General features: G+C 66.1%; 13 protein-coding genes. 4 read left to right on the plus strand and 9 right to left on the minus strand.

Annotated features, from left to right (window positions below; translation table 11 throughout):
- Positions 1–63: 63 nt before the first annotated feature.
- The gene (locus C6A82_RS07905) at positions 64–354 is read right to left on the minus strand and encodes a hypothetical protein (RefSeq protein WP_142406035.1); all 291 of its coding nucleotides are present in this window, start codon (positions 352–354) and stop codon (positions 64–66) included.
- Positions 355–359: 5 nt separating this feature from the next.
- Positions 360–1,748 carry an L-serine ammonia-lyase gene (locus C6A82_RS07910; protein ID WP_105348076.1) on the minus strand — a complete coding sequence of 463 codons (1,389 nt, stop codon included), beginning with the start codon at positions 1,746–1,748 and terminating at the stop codon, positions 360–362.
- 215 nt (positions 1,749–1,963) lie between these two features.
- Here C6A82_RS07910 and C6A82_RS07915 point away from each other — a divergent pair, with 215 nt between their 5' ends.
- Together C6A82_RS07915 and C6A82_RS07920 are read left to right on the plus strand one after the other, a co-directional pair.
- Positions 1,964–4,006 (plus strand): NADH:flavin oxidoreductase, encoded by a 2,043-nt coding sequence (locus C6A82_RS07915; protein WP_105348074.1) that lies wholly within the window; start codon positions 1,964–1,966, stop codon positions 4,004–4,006.
- 27 nt (positions 4,007–4,033) lie between these two features.
- Positions 4,034–5,119 (plus strand): S-(hydroxymethyl)mycothiol dehydrogenase, encoded by a 1,086-nt coding sequence (locus C6A82_RS07920; RefSeq protein ID WP_105348072.1) that lies wholly within the window; start codon positions 4,034–4,036, stop codon positions 5,117–5,119.
- 96 nt (positions 5,120–5,215) lie between these two features.
- Here the strand turns inward: C6A82_RS07920 and C6A82_RS07925 are convergent, their stop codons facing one another.
- The 6 genes from C6A82_RS07925 to glyA form a co-directional block, all read right to left on the minus strand.
- Positions 5,216–5,842, minus strand: a complete 627-nt coding sequence (locus C6A82_RS07925; protein ID WP_105348070.1) for a GntR family transcriptional regulator — start codon at positions 5,840–5,842, stop codon at positions 5,216–5,218.
- An 85-nt stretch (positions 5,843–5,927) separates the two neighbouring features.
- Complete coding sequence (locus tag C6A82_RS07930; protein ID WP_105348069.1) at positions 5,928–6,521, minus strand: sarcosine oxidase subunit gamma; 594 nt, start codon at positions 6,519–6,521, stop codon at positions 5,928–5,930.
- Positions 6,514–9,372 (minus strand): 2Fe-2S iron-sulfur cluster-binding protein, encoded by a 2,859-nt coding sequence (locus C6A82_RS07935; protein ID WP_105348067.1) that lies wholly within the window; start codon positions 9,370–9,372, stop codon positions 6,514–6,516. The genes C6A82_RS07930 and C6A82_RS07935 overlap by 8 nt, the downstream gene beginning before the upstream one ends.
- Positions 9,372–9,647 carry a sarcosine oxidase subunit delta gene (locus C6A82_RS07940; protein ID WP_105348066.1) on the minus strand — a complete coding sequence of 92 codons (276 nt, stop codon included), beginning with the start codon at positions 9,645–9,647 and terminating at the stop codon, positions 9,372–9,374. The genes C6A82_RS07935 and C6A82_RS07940 overlap by 1 nt, the downstream gene beginning before the upstream one ends.
- 29 nt (positions 9,648–9,676) lie before the next feature.
- Positions 9,677–10,912, minus strand: coding sequence for a sarcosine oxidase subunit beta family protein (locus C6A82_RS07945; protein WP_105348064.1), 1,236 nt, complete (start codon positions 10,910–10,912; stop codon positions 9,677–9,679).
- Positions 10,909–12,237 (minus strand): serine hydroxymethyltransferase, encoded by a 1,329-nt coding sequence (gene glyA, locus C6A82_RS07950; protein ID WP_105348062.1) that lies wholly within the window; start codon positions 12,235–12,237, stop codon positions 10,909–10,911. The genes C6A82_RS07945 and glyA overlap by 4 nt, the downstream gene beginning before the upstream one ends.
- Positions 12,238–12,347: 110 nt before the next feature.
- On the opposite strand from glyA, the gene C6A82_RS07955 reads away from it, so the two are divergent.
- Together C6A82_RS07955 and C6A82_RS07960 are read left to right on the plus strand one after the other, a co-directional pair.
- Positions 12,348–13,019: a GntR family transcriptional regulator gene (locus C6A82_RS07955; RefSeq protein WP_105348060.1), complete on the plus strand. Its 672-nt coding sequence runs from the start codon at positions 12,348–12,350 to the stop codon at positions 13,017–13,019.
- A gap of 102 nt (positions 13,020–13,121) precedes the next feature.
- Complete coding sequence (locus tag C6A82_RS07960; protein ID WP_105348101.1) at positions 13,122–13,751, plus strand: GntR family transcriptional regulator; 630 nt, start codon at positions 13,122–13,124, stop codon at positions 13,749–13,751.
- Between the two features lie 69 nt (positions 13,752–13,820).
- Here the strand turns inward: C6A82_RS07960 and C6A82_RS07965 are convergent, their stop codons facing one another.
- Positions 13,821–16,280 (minus strand): FAD-dependent oxidoreductase, encoded by a 2,460-nt coding sequence (locus C6A82_RS07965; RefSeq protein WP_311101734.1) that lies wholly within the window; start codon positions 16,278–16,280, stop codon positions 13,821–13,823.
- Between the last annotated feature and the right edge of the window lie 114 nt (positions 16,281–16,394).

Here is a 16,394-nt window from a genome sequence, read left to right on the forward strand (position 1 = left end):
GAGTGAACGGCTCTACACGGCCCAGCCGCCGAAATCTGCATCAGGGTCGCTGCCGCCGCGAAATCACGACCCTGGTGTAGAACTCGACGAAGACTTGTAGCGCTCCGCTCGGCTGAGCAACTCGAGATCCGACTCGTCCAACGGAATATGATGCGACACATACACATCGACCACGGCGTTGAAGCGCCGCATCACCGCGCGGGGGCTGATGCCGAACCAGCTTCGGCAATCCGTCTCCGGCAGCTCGTCATCGACACCCCGCTCCACGACGAACGCGAGAATCCTGCGGTCATAGCAGTCCAGGTGCATCATCGTTTCCCACTCGTGTCCGTGCGAGGTCGCCAGTGCAGACATGGCGGTCAGCACTCGACGTAGTTCACGGGGACGTTCACGGCAAGCCCTCCGGTCGATGTTTCCTTGTACTTGGAATGCATGTCGGCGCCGGTCGTACGCATCGTCTCGATCACCTGGTCGAGGGTCACATGGTGCGCACCGTCACCGCGCAGCGCCATCCTGGCCGCGTTGATGGCCTTACCCGCGGAGATCGCGTTGCGCTCGATGCAGGGTATCTGTACCAGACCCCCGATCGGATCGCACGTGAGCCCGAGACTGTGCTCCATCGCGATCTCGGCGGCATTCTCCACCTGTTCCGGTGTGCCGCCGAGGATTTCGGCGAGACCGCCTGCCGCCATCGACGCGGCCGAGCCGACCTCTCCCTGGCAACCCACTTCCGCGCCGGAGATCGAGGCGCGCTCCTTGTAGAGCGAGCCGATGGCTCCCGCCGCCAGCAGGAAGTGGATCGCAGTGTTATCCGGGTCCCGCTTTCCGGCCCGCGTGTAGTGCATGGCGTAGTGGAGCACGGCGGGCACAATTCCCGCGGCGCCATTGGTGGGTGCCGTGACGATCCGCCCGCCGGACGCGTTCTCCTCGTTGACGGCCAATGCGACGAGATTCACCCAGTCCTCTGCGAACTCCGGTCGACGGTCCGCGTCCTCCTCGTTGAGGCGGTCATACCAATCCTTGGCCCTGCGGCGAACTCGCAGTGAACCGGGAAGAACCCCGTCGCGGCTGATGCCGCGCTTTTCGCATTCGACCATGACGTCGCGGATGTGCAGGAGGCGCTCGTAGATCTCGCCGGTCGGACGCGCCTCACGTTCGATCGCCAACATCAGCTCGCTGACGCTGCAGCCGTGATGGTTGCAGAGTTCGAGCATCTCTTTGGCAGAACCGAATGCCAGCGATCGGGCGTTCGTGCGACGCGCCGAGGACGCTTGGCTTTCGGCTTCGGTGACGACGAAGCCGCCTCCGATCGAGAAGTACGTCTCGCGGTGGAGTTCGAGACCGTCCACATCGAGCGCGGTGATCGTCATGCCGTTCGGATGAAACGGCAGGATCGTCAACGGGCGCAGCACCATATCCTGCTCGGCGAGCGCAATTTGACGTGACCCGCCGAACGCGATCGTGCCAGTGGCTCGCATCGCGCTGACGCGGCGCTCCACCTCGTCGGTCTGAATCTCTTCGGGTCGGTGGCCTTCGAGGCCGAGCAAGACTGCCGTGAACGTGCCGTGTCCGGCCCCGGTTGCCGCGAGGGAGCCGTAGAGATCCACGCGGACGTCGTGGACGTCGTCGAAGGCATCCATTGCGTGGAGGTCGTCGACAAAGCGGGCCGCGGCCCGCATCGGGCCCACGGTGTGCGAGCTCGACGGGCCGATCCCAACGGAGAAGAGATCGAACACGCTGATCGTCATCCGAGTTCATCTCCTTCCCGCATCTGTGCTTCGTGATCGCCATTTGATATATGAGTTATATCGTTAACCGTAGATCAGGCTGGTCATCGGGTCAAGAGAGCCATCCGGTGGCCGTCCCACCCTTGACTGGCGGCGGCAGGTGACATACATTACTACCTGTCTTGAAGTGTTAGTCCGGCTCACTGAAATGTTAGATCGCTTCGTTAGGTGCTTCCATGCAGCTCATTGATCCACTCCTGCAGCAGTTCCAGCTGAAGAACGTGCTCCTGCGCAACAGGGTCGTCAGCACATCGCACGAGCCGTCGTACACCGAGGACGGCATGCCCAAGCGGCGTTACCGCCTCTACCACGAGGAGAAGGCGAAGGGCGGAATCGGTCTGACGATGATGGGCGGGTCCGCCGTGGTGGCTCCCGACAGCCCAGCCGCCTTCGGCAACCTGCACGTCTACAAGGACGAAATCGTGCCGTGGCTTCGCGAGTTGGCCTACGGGGTGCATGAGAACGGTGCCGCGGTGATGTGCCAGATCACCCACCTCGGCAGGCGCACAAGCAACTACGACGGCGACTGGCTTCCGGTCATCGCACCGTCGGCGATCCGCGAGCCCGCACACCGCGCCTTCCCGAAGGTCGCCGAGGAATGGGACATGGACCGCATCGTGAAGGCCTACGCCGATGCGACAGCGCGGTGTCGCGAAGCCGGCCTGGACGGTATCGAGCTCGAGGCCTACACGCATCTGCTCGACTCCTTCTGGTCCCCGCTGACCAACCACCGCGAGGACGAATACGGTATGGGCAGCCTCGAGGATCGGCTTCGGTTCCCGCTGCGAGTCATTCGAGCCGTGCGTGAAGCCGCCGGACCGGACTTCGCCGTCGGTATCCGCATGTCGCTCGACGAGGACATCAAGGGCGGCCTGAAGTATGACGACGGTGTCGAAATCGCCAAGCGTGTCGTGGCTGAGGGCATCGACTTCATCTCCGTCATCAAGGGCTACATGGCGAGCGATGAGGCACTGTCGCGGGTGATCCCGCCGATGGGGACGCCGGTCGCGCCGCACCTCGAGTTCGCGGGCCGGGTCAAAGAGGCGCTGCAGATCCCGGTCATGCATGCCGCGCGCATCAACGACGTGGCGACCGCGCGGCACGCCATCCGCGACGGATTGATCGACCTGGTCGGTATGACCCGCGCGCACATCGCCGACCCGCACATCGTCGCGAAAATCCAAGCGGGCGAGGAGGATCGGATACGGCCGTGCGTCGGCGCGAGCTACTGCCTCGACGAGATCTACCAGGCCCGTGACGCCAAGTGCGTGCACAACGCGTCGACCGGACGCGAGGACCGGATGCCGCACAGCGTGCCCCGCGCGGCCGGGCCTGCGCGGAAGGCGGTCGTGATCGGTGGCGGCCCCGCGGGACTCGAGGCCGCCCGAGTGCTGGGCGAGCGTGGACACAACGTGGTCGTATTCGAGGCGGCCGACGCACCGGGCGGCCAGATCCGGCTCGCAGCGTCGGCGCCCCGGCGGCGCGACCTCATCAGCATCGTCGACTGGCGACTGGCCGAGTGCAAGCTGCTCGACGTTGATATCCGGACCAACGCCTACGCCGAGGCGGACGAAGTGCTCGCGGAGAACCCCGACATCGTCGTGGTGGCCACCGGGGGACTGCCCAACACCGAATTCCTCACCGAGGGTGCGCAGTTGGTGACCGATGCATGGGATGTGCTCTGTGGAGCGGTCCGCCCGCGCGGGAAAGTGTTGTTTTACGACGATAACGGCGGACACCCGGGAATGGACGCTGCCGAGGTGGTCGCGCGCAGCGGCGTCGAGCTCGAGTTCGTCACGCCGGAGCGCACATTGGCACCCGACGTCGGAGGCGTGAACTACCCCGGCTACTTCAAGGCCTTTGCCGAATTCGACGTTCGAGTGACGCTCAACGAGCGGCTGACAGGGGTGCGCCGTAAAGACGGTCACCTCGAAGTCGACCTGTACAACGAGTACGCACATGCCACCAGGCAGCGACTGGTGGATCAAGTCGTCGTCGAGCACGGCACCTTGCCGCAGGACGACCTGTACTTCGACCTGGTGCCCGGGTCGGTGAACCTGGGCGAGGTGGACCAGCAGGCCCTTCTCGATCTGCGCCCGCAGGACGTCGTCCGCAATGCCGAGGGCGGCTATCAGCTGTTCCGGATCGGCGACGCCGTGGCGAGCCGCAACATCCACGCCGCAATCTATGACGCCTTCCGGCTCTGCATCGTCCTGTAACCCTTCCCCACAACAAGGAGTACCTCCATGCCATTGCACGTTCGAGGCGTGATCGCCCGAGCCAAGGGCGCGCCCGTCGAAGTCGCGACGATCACGATCCCCGACCCCGGCCCGGGCGAGGTGGTGGTGGCTGTCCAGGCCTGCGGCGTTTGCCACACCGACCTGACGTACCGCGAGGGCGGCATCAACGACCAGTTTCCGTTCCTGCTCGGACATGAAGCCGCGGGCGTCGTGGAAGAGGTCGGCGAGGGCGTGGATTCGGTCGCCGTCGGCGACTTCGTGATCCTGAACTGGCGGGCGGTCTGCGGACAGTGCCGCGCCTGCAAGCGTGGACGTCCCCAGCACTGCTTCGACACCTTCAACGCCGACCAGAAGATGACTTTGGAGGATGGCACCGAGCTCACGCCTGCCCTCGGAATCGGGGCGTTCGCCGAGAAGACGCTCGTGCACGCCGGACAGTGCACCAAGGTCGACGCCAACGCGGACCCCGCCGTCGTCGGACTGCTCGGGTGTGGCGTGATGGCGGGCCTCGGTGCCGCGGTGAACACCGGCAATGTCTCACGCGGTGACTCGGTCGCCGTCATCGGCTGCGGCGGTGTCGGCGACGCAGCGATCATGGGAGCCAGGCTCGCGGGGGCGGGCACGATCATCGGCGTCGACCGCGACCCGCGCAAGCTGGAGTGGGCGCGCGAACTCGGCGCCACCCACACCGTCAACGCCACGGAGACCGACACCGTCGAGGCCGTACAGGAACTCACGGGAGGATTCGGCGCGGACGTCGTCATCGACGCCGTCGGACGACCCGAGACCTGGCGCCAGGCGTTCTATGCCCGCGACCTCGCGGGATCGGTTGTGCTGGTGGGTGTGCCGACACCCGAGATGACACTCGAGATGCCGCTCGTCGACTTCTTCTCCCGCGGCGGATCACTGAAGTCGTCGTGGTACGGCGACTGCCTGCCCGAGCGCGACTTCCCAACCCTCGTCGACCTGTATCAGCAGGGTCGGCTGCCACTGGATCGCTTCGTCTCCGAGCGGATCAAGCTCGACGAGGTCGAGGAGGCGTTCCACACCATGCACAAGGGCGAGGTGCTGCGGTCGGTGGTAGTGCTGTGAGCGGCAGCCTTCGCATCGACACGTCGAGACTGCACTGACGGCGGGACCTACTCGAACATTCCCGCCATGGCTGCATTCTCAACGCTGTGATGAGCTTTAGAACATCTTGCGGATGTCGTCCTCGAACTCACGCACATGCGCCTCGGCCAGCTTGCGCGCGCGGGCCCCGTTGCGGTCGAGGATCGCCTGCAGCACTTCGGTCTGACCGTGCACGTGGTGGTCGAGATCGGGCAGGCGCTCACGGGCCAGGTTCCACATCCGCAGCGATAGGTCGAGGCTCTGGGTGAGCGTGTCAAGCAGATAGGGATTGTGCGCCATCCGGTGTATCGAACGGTGCACCAGCACGTCGAGGTCGAGAAGCTTCGCGGGGTCGGTGCAGGCATTGATGTCGTCGAGGAGCGCCTGCAATTCCTGGCGTTCCTCGTATCGCGCTTCGGTGGCCGCGCGCTCGGCCGCGAGCCCTTCGAGACGTTCGCGCATGTCGCAGATCGCTTCGAGGTCATCGAGATCCAGGTCGGCGGCGTAGCTGCCGCTGCGCGGGTAGACGACGACCAATTTGCGAAACGCGAGCCGTTTGATCGCCTCGCGCACCGGGGTTCGGCCGACACCGAGCTCGGCGGCCAGCTGCTCCTCCTCGATGGGAGCGCCTGGGGCGATCTCGAGGGAGACGATCCTGTCGCGAATAGCCTCGTAAGCCTGATCGGACAGCAGCGGGCCTGGCATGTGGCGCCACCCCCTTGAAACGCAACGTGCGGCAGCTGAGATATCAGTTGGTGATGACGCTACATCAGTCCGGGCCCGCCGCGGGCTACCAGTCGACGCCGTATTGCTCGGCGGCGTCGATCAGCCAGTCGGCGAGATAGCGGGCGAACGATGACCGCACGATGATGCGGTAGTCGCTCCCGTTGTCGCTCAGTGGGATCAACACGACACCGGCCTGGCCGAGCACCGTCTGCGCGGCGGCGCCCGGTGCGAACACTGCCGGATGCAGGTCCAGCGAGCAACCTTTGGCGATCACGTCGCGCGCATGTTCGCCCCGCAGCCGAAGCGTGGTGCGCTGGGCGGAGACGTCGACTGCCGCGCCACCGTGCTCGGACATCGCCTCCCGCAGTGCCGCCTCGATGTCTTCACCGTCGCGGCGCTCCGAGGTGACCAGCCATTCCTGCGGGCCGAGCCAGATCACAGCGGATTCGCGGCCGGACACGATGGTGGACGGTGTCGTGGGCAGCGCGTCGACGGCGAGGACGTCGGCGACTGCTCTGCCGCCAGGTCCCGACGGATCAACCCAGAGGTCGACCATCGCGACGAACGGTTCATCGATGACGGTGGTGGACGCGGACAGCTCGGCGAAGCGAGACTGGTAGCCCTGCAGGGGACTACGGCGGGTAAGGGTGTCAGCCATCGCGGCGAGCTCCTTCCGGGTCGACGAGCACGGAACCGGTGACTTCGACGGGCACCAGGGTGCCGTCTACCGGGACGTGCAAGGTTTCTCCGATGCGGGCGTGGCCGCCCTTGACGAGCGCTAGCGCGAACGGCCGGCCCAGCTCGGCGCTTCGGTAGCTCGACGTGACGTGCCCGAGCATCGGCACCGGCGGCGGTGGCAACTGGTCGCCCTCGATGTACTCGATGATCTGCGCCCCTTCGGGCAACACCGTGTCCGCATCGGTGGGAAGCAGCCCGACGAACTGTTTGCGCAACGGATTCAGGTTCTCGCTGCGGGTGAACGACCGCTTACCGACGAAGTCGCGCTTCTTCTTCGACACTGCCCAGCTCATGCCGAGATCCTGCGGCGTGATCGTGCCGTCGGTGTCCTGCCCGATGATCGGGTAACCCTTCTCGGCGCGCAGGACGTGCATCGTCTCCGTGCCGTACGGCGTGATCCCGTGCCGCTCACCCGCGGCGATGAGGCGCTCCCACAACGCTGTTGCGTACCAACCCATGACGTTGACCTCGTAGGCCAGTTCACCGGAGAAGCTGACGCGGGCGATGCGGACATGCACGCCGTCGAGCGTGGTGTCCCGCCACGCCATGAACGGGAACGCCTCGTTGCTGACGTCGACATCACCGAACAATGCGCCGACGACGTCGCGCGACTTCGGGCCGACGACGGGGAAGGTGTGCCACTGCTCGGTGACCGACGTCAGCCGCACCCGCAGGTGCGGCCACTCGGTCTGCAGCCACTCCTCCATCCAGTCGAGGATCCGCGCCGCGCCGCCGGTGGTGGTGAACGCCATGTAGCGGGCGTCGGCCAACCGCATGACGGTGCCGTCGTCGATGACCATGCCGTCGACGCCGCACATGACGCCGTAGCGGACCATCCCGACCTTCAGCGTGCTCATCATGTTCGTGTAGAGCATGTCGAGGAACTGGCCCGCATCCGGCCCCTGCACGTCGATCTTGCCCAGCGTGGATCCGTCGAGGATGCCGACTCCGCTTCGCACAGCCGCACATTCGCGGAGGACGGCGCTTTCCATATCCTCACCCGGAAGCGGGTAGTAGCGGGGACGCTTCCACATGCCGACGTCCTCGAAAACCGCGCCGCGTTCGACGTGCCAATCATGCACCGCCGTTACCCGTTCGGGATCGAACATGTGGCCACGGGCGCGACCGGCCAGTGCGGCGAACGCCACCGGCGTGTACGGCGGACGGAACGTGGTGACGCCGAGGTCCTCCATCGGTACGCCGAGCAGATCGGACGTGATGCCAGAGGCGACCACACCGGACGTCTTGCCTTGATCGTGTGCGGTGCCGATCGTCGTGTAGCGCTTGATGTGTTCCATCGAGCGCATGCCTGCTCCTACCGCGCGGACCAGGTCGGCCACCGTTGCGTCGCGCTGGACGTCGACGAACTGGCGGGTCGCGGCCTTCGCGTCGGGCACGTACCACACGACCGCACCGGGGGCAGCTGCCGAAACCGGATCAGCTTCTCCGGCAATGGGGTTCGGCGGAGCGGAGAAGCCGAGTGCCTCGACCGCGGACGCTGCCGCCTCGCGGCCGCTGCGCAGGCATCCGGGTAGGTCGAACACGCCGTCGGCCGATCCGACGACGCTGATCGCGTCGAGCGACTCACCGGGAACGAAGGCGCCGAGCGTGTCGTCGTAGCGCAGCTTGCCGCGGGCCTGGCTGAAGAGGTGCACCGCCGGATTCCAGCCACCGCTGACGAGCAATACGTCGCACGGGATGGCGACGGGAGCGGCGTCCTCGCCGGGCCGGTCGACGATCGCGTGGGTGACGCGTGCGTCGCCGCGCGTGCCGGTAACCATCGACGCCGGGCGGATTGTGATGCCGCGTGCGGTGCATTCGTCGCGTAGTTCCTGCCTGACGCCGGGGCGCGCATCGACGACCGCGTTGATCGCGACGCCCGCGTCGTGCAGGTCGAACGCCGCCAGGTAGGCGCTGTCGTTGGTGGTGAAAACGACTCCGTGCTCGCCGACCCTCACGCCGTACCGGTGCAGGAACGTCCGCGCGCCATTGGCAAGCATGATGCCGGGCCGGTCGTTGTCGGCGAACACCACGGGTCGCTCGTGGGCGCCCGCGGCGACGACGATGTGCCGCGCCCGGATCCGCCACACTCGCTGCCTGCTGACAGCGGCGGGCGCGTCGGCGCCCAGATGATCGGTACGCCGTTGCAGCGCAAGGACGAACCCGTCGTCGTAGTGGCCGAAGGCGGTAGTGCGTTGCAGGTGCAGCACGTCCGGGTAGGTCGCCAGTTCGGCGACGGCGTCGGCCACCCAGCCCAGGGCCGGCCTGCCCTCGATCAGGTCAGTGGAGCCGAGCAGGGCGCCGCCCGCTTCGCATTGTTCATCGATCAGCACGACCCGCGCCCCAGCCCGCGCCGCGGTCAACGCGGCGGCCAACCCGGCAGGCCCTGCACCGGCGACGAGCACGTCGGCATGCACGTGGGTGCTGTCGTACCTTGCGGTGTCGGGGATCTCTGCGAGCCGGCCCTGACCCGCAATGCCGCGCGCGACGAGGCCGTCGAACAGTTCGACCGTTGTCGCAAGCAGCATCGGCTCGGGGAACGGGTGCTCGATCTGGACGAGGCCACCGGTGTCCTCGGCCCATGCCGCGGTGAAGCCGCGCGGGCGGCCCAGCTTGATGCTGGTGGTCACCTGATGCACGCCGTTGGCGAGTAGCGCTGAGGCGAGCGTGTCACCGGCGTGCCCAGTCAGCTCCCGGTCGTTGAATGCGAAGCTCAGGGTCGTGTCCCGGGCAATGCGTCCACCCGTGCTGGTACGGAAATGTGCAGTCATCAGACCGTGGGCCTCTGCTCGTGCGGGCGGTAGACCCGCTGGAATCGGTAGGTCGCTGTGTCGCGGATGGCGTTGAACCAGCGGCGGCAACCGTGGCTGTGGGTCCACCGCTCGGCGAACAGCCCCTTGGGATTGCTGCGGAAGAACACGTAGTGCGCCCACTGCTCGTCGGTCAGCGTTTGGGGGTCCTCGGGATACGCCACGTGCGCCTCGCCGCCGTAGTGGAACTCTGTCTCTTCGCGCGGCCCGCACCACGGGCATTCGATGAGCTGCATCGTGTCGCTCCTGTATGTGAGTGGGGCTGTTAGTGCGCGACGCCCGCGGCGCCGTGTTCGTCGACCAGCGCGCCGGACACGAACCGGTCGAGGCCGAAAGGAGCGACGAACTCGTGCGGCTCGTCGTTGGCGATCGTGTCTGCCAGACACCACCCGATTCCCGGCGTCGCCTTGAAACCGCCTGTGCCCCAGCCCGCATTGAGGTACAGATTCTCGTACGGGGTGCGGCTGACAATGGGGGACGCGTCGGGGCAGACGTCCACGATGCCGGCCCAGGTGCGCAGCAGGTGGGCGCGGGCGAAAATCGGGAACAACTCGACGGCGGCGCCCATCTGGCGCTCGATGATGTGGAATGCGCCGCGCTGACCGTAACCGTTGTAGGAGTCGATCCCCGCGCCCATCACGAGTTCGCCCTTGTGCGCCTGAGATACGTACACGTGCACCGCGTTCGACATCACGATCGTGGGGTGGACCGGCTCGAGCAGTTCGGACACCAGCGCCTGAAGCGGATGGCTCTGTAACGGTGTGCGGATCCCCAGCATGTCGGTCAGCGTCGACGTGTGCCCGGCCGCGCACAGTGCGACCCGCCCTGCGCTGATGGTGCCCTGTGTCGTGCGCACTGCGGTCACCGTGTCACCGTCGGTGTCGAACCCGATGACCTCGCAGTTCTGGATGATGTCGATGCCCGCCTCATCGGCCCGGCGGGCGAAACCCCATGCGACGTAGTCGTGCTTGGCGATGCCTGCGCGCGGCTGGTAGGTGGCGCCGAGCACCGGATAGCGAATGTCGTTGGAGATATTGATGATCGGGCACAGCTTCTTGACCTCGTCGGGGTCGACCCACTGGGCGTCGATGCCGTTGAGCTTGTTGGCCTCGACCCGACGCACGCTGTCGCGGACGTCCTGCAGGCTGTGCGCGAGGTTGAGGACCCCGCGCTGGCTGAAGAGGATCGGATAGCCGAGGTCCTCCTCGAGTCCTTCCCAGAGCTTGAGCGCGTGCTCGTAGATGCGTGCGCTTTCGTCCCAGAGGTAGTTCGATCGGATCAGCGTGGTGTTGCGGGCCATGTTGCCGCCGGCCAGCCAGCCCCGCTCGAGCACCGCGACGTTGGTGATGCCGTGGTTCTCGGCGAGGTAGTGCGCGGTCGCGAGGCCGTGTCCGCCTCCGCCGACGATGACGACGTCGTAGGACTTCTTCGGTTGCGGTGTGCGCCAGAGAAACTCGGGATGGTCCGGCAGATGCGCGCCGGGAGGCGCCGACGGTGTCACAGCGAGGCCTCCGTCAGGTTCGGGTACAGCGGGAAACGCTGCGACAGTACGTCGACCCTGGCGCGCAGGGCGTCGAGGTCGGCGTCGTCGGCGTCGGGCCGCAGCGCGAGGCTGATGATGTCGGCGACCTCACGGAAGCCGTCGAGGTCGAAGCCGCGGGTCGCGAGCGCCGCGGTGCCGATGCGCACTCCCGAGCTGATCATGGGCGGCCGCGGGTCGAACGGAACAGCGTTGCGGTTGACGGTGATTCCGACCCGGTGGAGGCGGTCTTCTGCCTGCTTGCCGTCCAGCTCGGACTTGCGGAGGTCCACCAGCACCAGGTGCACGTCGGTGCCTCGCGACACCACGTTGATCCCCGCTTTACGCGAATCCTCCTGCAGGAGGCGCTCGGCAAGGATCTTCGAGCCGTCGAGGGTGCGCTGCTGACGCTCGCGAAATTCCGGCTCGGCGGCGAGCTTGAACGAGACCGCCTTGGCGGCGATGACATGTTCGAGCGGACCGCCCTGCTGGCCAGGGAAGACCGACGAGTTGATCTTCTTGGCCAGCGCCTCGTCGTTGGTCAGAATGATCCCGCCGCGCGGGCCGCCGAGCGTCTTGTGCGTGGTGGAGGTGACGACGTGGGCATGAGGGACCGGTGACGGGTGCAGGTCGGCGGCCACCAAGCCTGCGAAGTGCGCCATGTCGACCATCAGGTACGCACCGACTTCGTCTGCGATGCGCCGGAATTCGGCGAAGTCGAGCTGCCGCGGATAGGCCGACCAGCCGGCCAGGATCAGCTTGGGCTTGCGTTCGTGGGCCAGCCGCTCGACCTCGGCCATGTCGACGCGGTGGTCGTCCTCGGACACATGGTAGGCGGCGACGTCGTAGAGCTTGCCGGAGAAATTCAGCTTCATCCCGTGGGTGAGGTGGCCGCCGTGCGGAAGGGCAAGCCCGAGGATGGTATCGCCCGGCGTGAGCAGAGCGGCCATCACCGCGGAGTTGGCCTGTGCACCCGAATGCGGCTGCACGTTCGCGAATTCGGCGCCGAACAGACACTTGAGCCGGTCGATGGCAAGCTGCTCCGTCACGTCGACGTGTTCGCAGCCGCCGTAATAACGCCGACCCGGGTACCCCTCGGCGTACTTGTTCGTGAGCACAGACCCCTGCGCCTGCATCACGGCCAGCGGCGCGAAATTCTCACTTGCGATCATCTCGAGGGTGCGCTGCTGACGGCTCAACTCGTCGGCGATGGCGCGATAGACCTCAGGGTCGAGCGCGGCGAGGCTCTCGCCCAAGATCGGGTTGGCGGCCTTCGCCGTGGTCAGTCCTGCGGTGTCGAGACTCATGCGCGCCTTCCTGCTCGCGTTGATACGTGACTAATATATCAACTGTGGGATAGAGTAAGATCAGATCGCGACCACGTCAATAGGCGGGTCGGGACGAGAAGGGATGGGCGATGACGCTGTCGGAATTGTCGTTCGCCGACGTCCAGGCGGGCGTCGGAACCCATGCGGACCGTGCCTACGAAACGGTGCGCGAGCGGCTCGTCATGCTCGACATCCGGCCCGGTGAGCCGATCAACGACGACAGCCTTGCCGCCGAACTCGGGTTGGGTCGTACGCCCGTCCGCGAGGCGCTCAAGCGCCTGGAGCGCGATCGGCTGGTGATCGCGTATCCCCGTCGCGGCACCTTCGCCACCGCGGTGGACATGACCGACCTCGCCGACATCTCCGAGATCCGCAAGCAGCTGGAACCGGTCGCGGCGGCCCGCGCGGCCCGCACGGCGACCGCAGAAGCCAAGGCGCGACTGACCAAGCTGGCGTACGGCATCGCGGGCATCGACGACACCGATGACCCCCGCGAGATCTTGCGGCATGACGTCCACGTCCATCGCGAAATCTATCGGGCTTCAGGCAATCCCCACCTGGAGACGATCCTCGTCGGCCTTGACGCGCACGCGACGCGGATCTGGTGCCTCTTCCTCGACCGGCTTCCCGACGTCGGGAGCCACGTCCGCGAGCACATCGAACTGCTGGAAGCGATCGTCGCGGGCGACGAGGACACCGCCGCCGACCTGACGCTGTCCCACGTCAACGGATTCGAGCAGGCGATCCGGGCGTTGCTGTAGACCCACTCGGGGCGAACTGATATATCATCGTCGCACCAGGAGAAGGGTGCTGCAGTGACGGTTGTCGGTGTGGAATCGCTCGGCGAAGTCGACCTCGGTGCGATGTCGTTCGCCGATCAGGCGTACCTCGTGATCCAGGACAAGCTGATCATGCTGGACATCCGGCCGAACGAGGCGATCGTCGAGAGCGAACTGGCCGCAGGGCTCAACCTCGGCCGAACGCCGGTACGTGAGGCCCTGAAGCGGTTGGAAGCCGATCGTCTGGTGGTGTCGTTTCCGCGTCGCGGCACCTTTGCCACCGGCGTCGACGTCGCCGATCTACGGCATATCTCGCAAATCCGCGTGAACCTCGAACCCGTCGCTGCGCGGGCCGCCGCCGAGAACGCCTCTGCGGATGTGCGCGCGCATCTGCTGGAACTGGCCGACCGGACCGACGCACTGGAGATCGGCACCATCGATCGTCATCAGTTGATGCGGTGGGATCTGCGGGTGCATCGCGCCATCTACCGTGCGACCGGCAATCCCCATCTGGAGGATGTGCTGATCCGGTACGACAATCTCGCGACGCGCATCTTCTGCCTTTTCCTCGACCGGCTTCCCACGGTCGCGCAGCATGTTGGCGAGCACACCCAACTGCTGCGCACCATCGCCGACGGCGACGGTGAAGCCGCCGCCGAGATCGCCCTCGCCCACGTCACCGGATTCGAGAAAGCCGTCCGCGCGATCGTCTGACTGGACCGCGTGGCTGGCGACGATCCCGGGACGCTGGGGGCAGCTCAGCGTCAACGTGAATGTCTATGTTCACGCGCGGATTTTCTTCATCTCTGGATCGACGAGCGGCTCGGCGACGACGGTGGCGGCGATGCGACGGTCGAAGTACTGGATCTCGACGCCGGTGCCGACGTTCGCCTTCGCGGGTAGCCAGGCGTAAGCGATCGGCGCTCCGACTGTGTGCCCGTACGCTGCGCTGGTGATGTAACCGGCCGGCGTGCCGTCGACGAAGACCGGCTCGGAACCGAGTACGACCGATGCACCGTCGTCGATGGTCAGACAGACAAGGCGGCGCCCTACCGTGTCGTCGGAGACGCCCGCAAGGGCGTCGTGTCCGACATAGCCGTTTTTCTCCGCGCGCACAGAGAAGCCGAGCCCCGCCTCGAACGGATTGTGCTCGGCGGTCATATCAGTGCCCCACGAGCGGTAGCCCTTCTCCATCCGCAGGCTGTTGAAAGCGGCTCGGCCCGCGGCGATGACGCCGTGGCGCTGGCCTTCCGCCCACAGCGCGTCCCACAGGCGGAGTCCGTGTTCGGCGGTGGTGTACAGCTCCCAGCCGAGTTCGCCCACATAGGACAGCCGCATGGCGGTGACTGGAACGCCGGCGATGCGCACCTTCTTGCACCGGAAGTACTTGAACGACTCGTTCGTGAAGTCTTCGCGGCTCAGCGCCGACACGAGGTCGCGGGCATGCGGGCCCCACACGCCGATGCAGCAGGTTCCGCCGGTGATGTCTCTAACCGCAACGCTGTCGTCGGGTGGCGCCTGGCGGCGGAAGTAGTCGAGATCCAAATTGCCGTTCACGCCGACCTGGAAAGCGTCCTGCGACAGCCGGGCGACGGTGATATCGCTGCGAATACCGCCGGCTTCGTCTAAAACCATCGTGTACGTGACTGATCCGACCGACTTGTCCATCTTGCCGGTTGTCAACCGCTGCAACAGGTGTACCGCTTCTGGCCCGGAGATCTCGAGCCGCTTCAGCGGTGTCATGTCGTAGAGCGCCACCGCGGTTCTCGTTCGCCACGCCTCGGCTGCTGCGATCGGCGAGTGAAACATGGCCGCCCAGTCGTCGCGGGCGGGCGGCCGCCACTCGGCGGGCAACAGGTCGACCAGACTGGCGTTGGCCTCGAACCAGTGTGGCCGTTCCCACCCGGCAGCCTCGAGAAACATTGCCCCGAGTTCCTTTTGCCGCGCGTGGAACGGGCTGACACGCAGGTTGCGCGGGGATTCCTTGGGCTGCAACGGATGCAGAATGTCGTAGACCTCGATGAAGTTCTGCTGCGATGTCTCGCTGACGTAGCCAGGGTCGAGCTGCACCTCTTCGAAGCGGTGCACATCGCAACCGTTCAGCGCGACCTCTGACCGCCCGTCTACCAACACCTGCGCCACCGCGCGGGCCACGCCCGCGGAATGCGTCACCCACACCGCCTCGGCGATCCAGAAACCGGCGACCTCGTCGGATTCGCCGACCAGCGGTGCGCCATCGGGGGTGAAGGAAAAGATGCCGTTGAAACCCGATTCGACGCTCGCCGTTTGCAGGCAGGGCAGCAGTTGCCTGGCCTGCTCCCAGGCCGGAGCGAAATCGTCTTCGGTGAACGACAGCATGGAAGGCATTGCGACGGGGGTGATCTCACCGTCGGGCAGCGCGCGCATATCGACCGGCATCGGGCGATGGGCATACGACCCGATGCCGAGGCGGTCCACGTGCTCGCGGAAGTACAGGTCCTGATCCTGATGGCGCAGTATCGGGAACCAGGCCTCGGACATCTCGGTATTTCGCCCGACCAGTTCGGGAATCTGGTGGGTTCTGACGTACTGGTGAGCCAACGGCAGCAGCGGCACATCCATGCCGATGAGCGCGCCGAGGTCGGGACCCCAGAATCCGCCGCAGGAGACGACGATGTCGGCGGCCACCGTGCCGGCTGTGGTGGTCACCCCGGTGACTTTTCCTCCACTGTGCTCGATACCGATCACCTTGGTCGACCCGCGGAATTCCGCGCCCCGGCTCTGCGCGCGGCGCGTGAGCGCGACGACGATGCGCGCGGACTTGGCGAGTCCGTCGGTTTCGGTGTGAAAGCCGCCCAGTATCCGGTTGGGATCGAGCAGTGGGTGCAGTTTCGCGCACTCCTGCGGATCGATCACGCGCCCCTTGACTCCCCACGCCGTCGCCCAGCCCTGCCTGCGGTGCAGTTCGGCGAGCCGCCCTTCGGTGGTCGCCACCTCGAGGCCGCCGACCTGGTTGAAGCACCACGCGCCGTCGACGTCCAGCGACAGGCACTTCTCAACCGTGTATGACGCGAACGCCGTCATCGTCTTCGAAGGATTGGTTTGGAACACCAAGCCCGGCGCATGCGAGGACGACCCACCTGTCAACGGGAGCGGCCCCTGGTCTAGCACCGTGACGCGGTCCCATCCGCGGGAGGAGATTTCGTCCGCCAGGTTTGTGCCGACGATGCCGGCCCCGATGATCACGACGCGGGGTGATCCCATGTGCGTACTGACTCCCGTTTACGTTCGGATTGATCTACAACTGATATACCAAAATAAGATTTCTGTGCGGAGCGGTCAACTTTGTTAGCGCATGGCGCAACCGGTTCCTCCTTG

This window comes from Mycobacterium sp. ITM-2016-00318 (genome assembly GCF_002968285.2).
In the GTDB taxonomy this organism is placed as follows: domain Bacteria; phylum Actinomycetota; class Actinomycetes; order Mycobacteriales; family Mycobacteriaceae; genus Mycobacterium.